The organism is Ilumatobacter sp. (genome assembly GCF_041688325.1).
Lineage (GTDB): Bacteria > Actinomycetota > Acidimicrobiia > Acidimicrobiales > Ilumatobacteraceae > Ilumatobacter_A.
Genome location: NZ_JBDNIJ010000348.1, coordinates 1 through 4,387, shown reverse-complemented (window position 1 = coordinate 4,387; position 4,387 = coordinate 1). Strand labels below are relative to the sequence as shown.

4 protein-coding genes are annotated in these 4,387 nt (G+C 63.0%); 1 reads left to right on the top strand and 3 read right to left on the bottom strand.

What is annotated here, in order from left to right:
- Positions 1–1,526 (bottom strand): fused MFS/spermidine synthase (locus tag ACH2EI_RS18070; protein ID WP_395156754.1); only part of this gene is annotated, 1,526 nt, incomplete at its 3' end.
- A 136-nt stretch (positions 1,527–1,662) separates the two neighbouring features.
- Between ACH2EI_RS18070 and ACH2EI_RS18065 the strand changes: the two genes are divergently transcribed.
- Complete coding sequence (locus tag ACH2EI_RS18065; protein ID WP_395161048.1) at positions 1,663–2,601, top strand: TRM11 family SAM-dependent methyltransferase; 939 nt, start codon at positions 1,663–1,665, stop codon at positions 2,599–2,601.
- Between the two features lie 22 nt (positions 2,602–2,623).
- On the opposite strand, the gene ACH2EI_RS18060 is transcribed toward ACH2EI_RS18065, so the two are convergent.
- Complete coding sequence (locus ACH2EI_RS18060) at positions 2,624–3,820, bottom strand: hypothetical protein (RefSeq protein ID WP_395161046.1); 1,197 nt, start codon at positions 3,818–3,820, stop codon at positions 2,624–2,626.
- 89 nt (positions 3,821–3,909) lie between these two features.
- Positions 3,910–4,387 (bottom strand): S1C family serine protease (locus ACH2EI_RS18055; protein ID WP_395161044.1); only part of this gene is annotated, 478 nt, incomplete at its 5' end.

Sequence of the window (4,387 nt, the reverse complement as noted above, 5' to 3'; positions counted from 1 at the left end):
GATCCGGCGTTGATGAGCTGGTCGACTGGAGCAAAATCATCGGTGAGGATGGTTGCACCGTCGACAAAAGCAGCGAAGTCGCCGACAACTTCGCCAGGATCGTTGTTGGCGATTCGCAGCGCATCGAGCGCGACCGCGTCGATGGGCGTGTCACTGGCAATGATCACTGCGTTGCCACGGCGGCCTGCAGCGATTGCTTCACCACGGATCACGACGACGTGGTCGAACACGCGAGCGATCGTGGCGGCTTCGGCGGCGAGGAACCGCTGCTCGCCGCCATCGATGATGTTGACGGCGTACGTGCCACCTGGACGAAGCACGCGTGCAATGTCGCCAATGAACTCTTCCGTCGCAAGGTGGAAAGGCACCGACCGGCTGCCGAAAGCATCGCCGATCACGATGTCAGCGCTGTCGTCGGCAACGTCATCGAGCGCCAGCCGGGCGTCACCGATGACAATCTGGATCGGCTCGGGCGCATTGCGGTCGAGCCCCATTTGGTTCTCAACAACATCGATCAGGTCACCGTCGATCTCGAACACGATCTGATTCGTGCCGGGAGCGCTGTCGCGTACGTACCGCGGAATGGTCAACGCTCCCCCACCCAGATACACGATGTCGTTGGCTGCAGGAGCCAATTCGATGGCATCGACCATGCGACGCACGTACCAAAAGGCGAGAACGGACGGATCGTCAACGTCGACATAACTGTGGCGGAGGTCGTCGAGCACCAGGATGGTCCGAGTCGGATCATCAGCCTCTTCGGCGACAGAGAGGCAGTAGTAGCTCGTCTGGATTTCGCACGGCGACTCGATGGCGACGGTTCCAAAGATCGACATCGCAGCGAGCCCAGAGATGCCCATCAGTTCGGTGACTTGTTGCTGTGGCGATGCGGTCACCGATCCAGCAAAGAACGCCAGGGCCACCCCGCTGGCGAGGAGCAGCAGACCGGTCGCAACGATCAATGTCGCCACCCCCGCAGTGGCCACCAGCACGAAGCCGGTGAAGAAGGTGCCAAAGATCGCTCCGGCCGTACTCCAGGCCGACAGTTGGCCGACCGTCGCACCGGTCTGAGCAAGATCTCGCAACTGCAGTTTGATGACTGCAGGCGGCGCCGCACTGAGCACGGTTGCTGCTGGCAGGAAGCCGAAGGCGGCAAGAATCAAAATCATCAGGCCACCACCACCCGAGCTGCCGTTGCCGATCACACGCACCACGGGAATCGTCGTGATGGCGAGGGCCCCGCCAAGCATCAACAGCACAGGAAGTAATCGTCGCGGGTCGATGCGATCAGCGAGATACCCACCCGCCCACGCACCGAATGCGATGCCGGCAAGGATCGTGCCAATGATGCCGGTGTACGTCTCGAGGCTGACACCGACATACGGCGCAAGCAGCCGACCGGCGAGGATTTCAAGTACCAACACAGCAGCCGATGTGCCTGCCACCAGGACAATCGCGAGCCACCCAGGCAACGGGCGAATCATTGGCATTTGGGTGCCGCCAGGCGGTTCTTTCGACTGATTCATCACCGCAGAAAGGGTAGGCCGACAGGCCCGCGAACAGATCGACTGCACGTGTTGTTCACGACTTGCGAGCACGGCCGCAACGATCTTGCGAGCACGGCCGCAACGATCTTGCGAGCACGGCCGCCATGATGTTGCAATGGCGAGCAACTGGCACGTGGCGATCACGGCTCGAGGCGAGCGAAACGGGTTGGTGCAGGCGGAGGCGATGGCGCTCACCGGCGGGACGCCGGACGCCGATGGAGTCGCCGTCTGTGAACGGATCGACCGAATCGACCGCGCCGCCTACGTCCACCGCGGCCTCCGCATCATCCTGAGCACACGCACCATCGATGAACTCCGCGACGCCATCGCCGCTCGAGCCAGCACCATTGCGTCAGACCGGTTCCGTATCGACGTGCATGACCCGGAGCGTCGGTCACCGCTCGGCCGGATCGAGATGGCCATCTCACTGGCAGATGCGCTCCAAGAATTCCCCGACCTACGCGACCCGTTGCATCATTTTCTGGTCATCGTTGGCGAGCACAACCTGCTGTTCGGAGAGATCGAGGCCGAGAGCACAGCGTCGTATCGATTGCACGACAGCAAGCCGTGGACAACTTCGTCGTCGCTCGACGGACGGTTCTCACGAGCGCTGATCAACCTGGTGCCAGACGCAAGGTCGATTCTGGACCCCTGCTGCGGCGCCGGTTCGATCGTGGTTGAAGCGGCGTCACTCGGCATCGAGGCATTCGGTGTCGACTGGAAGCCCGCGCTCGCGGGGATGACGCGCGAGAACCTCGCCCACTTCGGCTATCCCGGCACTGTTGTTCAGGCCGACTCGAGAACCCACGTCCAGCACGCCGACGCGATCGTCACCGACCTTCCCTACGGCCATGCAATCAACGCCGACGAAGGGATCATCCGCGCCATTCTCGAACAATCCGCCGGCCTTGCTCCGCGTGCCGTGTTCGTTGCTCCAGCGAACATCACGACCTGGCTGACCGACACCGGATTCACCAACGTGCAGGTGCACACCGTCATGAAGCGGCGCGGCTTCACCCGCTGGGTGCACGTTGCCGAAAGCACCATTTTCTGATGACACGTCATGGCCGCAAGCGTCACGGGAAACGAACAGCGAGCCAATCGACTACATGCTGCATCGCCTCAGGCCGATCTCCCTCGAGATAGTGCAAGGCGCCCGGCATTTCGACATAGGTCACATCGTCGGCACCAGCGGCATCGACAATTTCTTTGGCCTGCCAGATCCGGATCTCCGTATCGGCGGTCGGATGCACGAGCAAGGTCGGCACCGTGACGTTCGGCATGGTGTCGGCGAGCTTCGCCCCGCTCGACAAACCGGACCACGTACTCAACCAGCCGCGGGCGGTCATCGTTCTCGCCAAGCCACCACGGCCATAGTTCCCATCGAACGGGTCGGGGAAGGCAAAGAGTGAGCCCATTGCTCGGTCGTCGGGGTCGATCGTCAGGTCGAGGTAGGCCGGATCGGCGAGGGTGCGGTAAATGGTCAGGTACTTCGTGAACACGGCTCGACGTCTCAGGTCGCTCCAACCAGCCGGGTCGGCCTGCTTGTCCACCGTCTTGAGATCCGGCACCACCGCGGCCGACGCAGCAATCGATTCCTTCGCGACGGCGTCGATCCGTGCGACTCGGGCAGCTTGCGCGGTGCGGTATCGAGCGAGCCAGCCTCGGTCGTAGGTGCATGGTTCGGGCCACGGCCGCCATCCGTTGTCCGGGTTGTACATGTCGAGACCAGGGTCGGTCGAGAAGGGATCATCCTCATCGATCACCGACGGGTCGATGACCTGGAGCATGAAGACGCCCTCGCCTGGATGCGCTGCCATGCCAACCCAGCCGTCACCAATACCAAGTTCCGCATTGGCCATCGCCATGAGCGAACCACCTCCGGAGTTGCCCAGCAGTACCACTGCGTCCGCCCCACGTCGAACCATCTCGTCGTGCGCCGTCTTGACGTCGGTGATGCACGCCTCGTGCAGGCAGTCGGTGTCGTTGTTCATGTAGCGAGTGCCAAAGCCCAGCACGGCGTACCCCGCAGCTGCCAAGAGCGGGCAGGCATAATGGACGCTGAAGTCGCCGCGTGGATGACTCAAAATCACGGCGGTTTTCCACGGCGTGCCGACCGGCGGGGTCCACAGCACGCCGCGCACCAGCGCTCCGTCGGGCGAAACCAGCCGGACTGCTTCGCGCTGCACAGCAACGCTCGGCGCATCTTCGGCAAGCGGCCAATATCCAAGGCCAAACGGACGGGATGAGCCGAGCAGTGGATCATCAAGCATGCTCAACGGTAGGTGATCGAAGGCTCCGCCCCAGCCCCGGGAGGAGCGGGAAAGTTGGGGAAGAGGGGAAAGGGAGGGAAAGAGCGGGGTCAGTTGCCGGGGCGACTGGTCAACTCGACGGTGACGTCGACCGGTACGCCTTCACGGACCAGCGTGACCGTGACGGTGTCGCCAGCTTCTTTGTCACGGATCGCAGCGATGACTCCCACAGAGCCATCTGTGGCGGCACCGTCGACAGCAACAATGAGGTCGCCAGCGAGCACTCCGGCGCCCGCGGCCGGGGTACCGGCTTCGACGGCGGTGACGAACACGCCCTGGCCCCCATCGCGCCGGTCTTCGAGGCCGACACCGAAGTATGCCTCGTTCCGTTCGGCGCCGTCGGCCTGCGCTCGCAGCGCCTCAATGATTGGTAGCGCCTCGGTGACCGAGATCGCGAACCCGACGTTGGTCGCTGACGTTGTGGCCGTGTCACGGGCAACAGCGGTATTAATCCCAATGACCTCGCCAGCAGCGTTGACGAGCGGGCCACCCGAGTTGCCAGACGAAATCGCGGCGTCTGTCTGGATC

Excerpts from the sequence above, each read along its gene's own strand:
- ACH2EI_RS18065 (WP_395161048.1), top strand. The coding sequence starts at position 1,663 with ATGGCGAGCAACTGGCACGTGGCGATCACGGCTCGAGGCGAGCGAAAC.
- ACH2EI_RS18060 (WP_395161046.1), bottom strand. The coding sequence starts at position 3,820 with ATGCTTGATGATCCACTGCTCGGCTCATCCCGTCCGTTTGGCCTTGGA.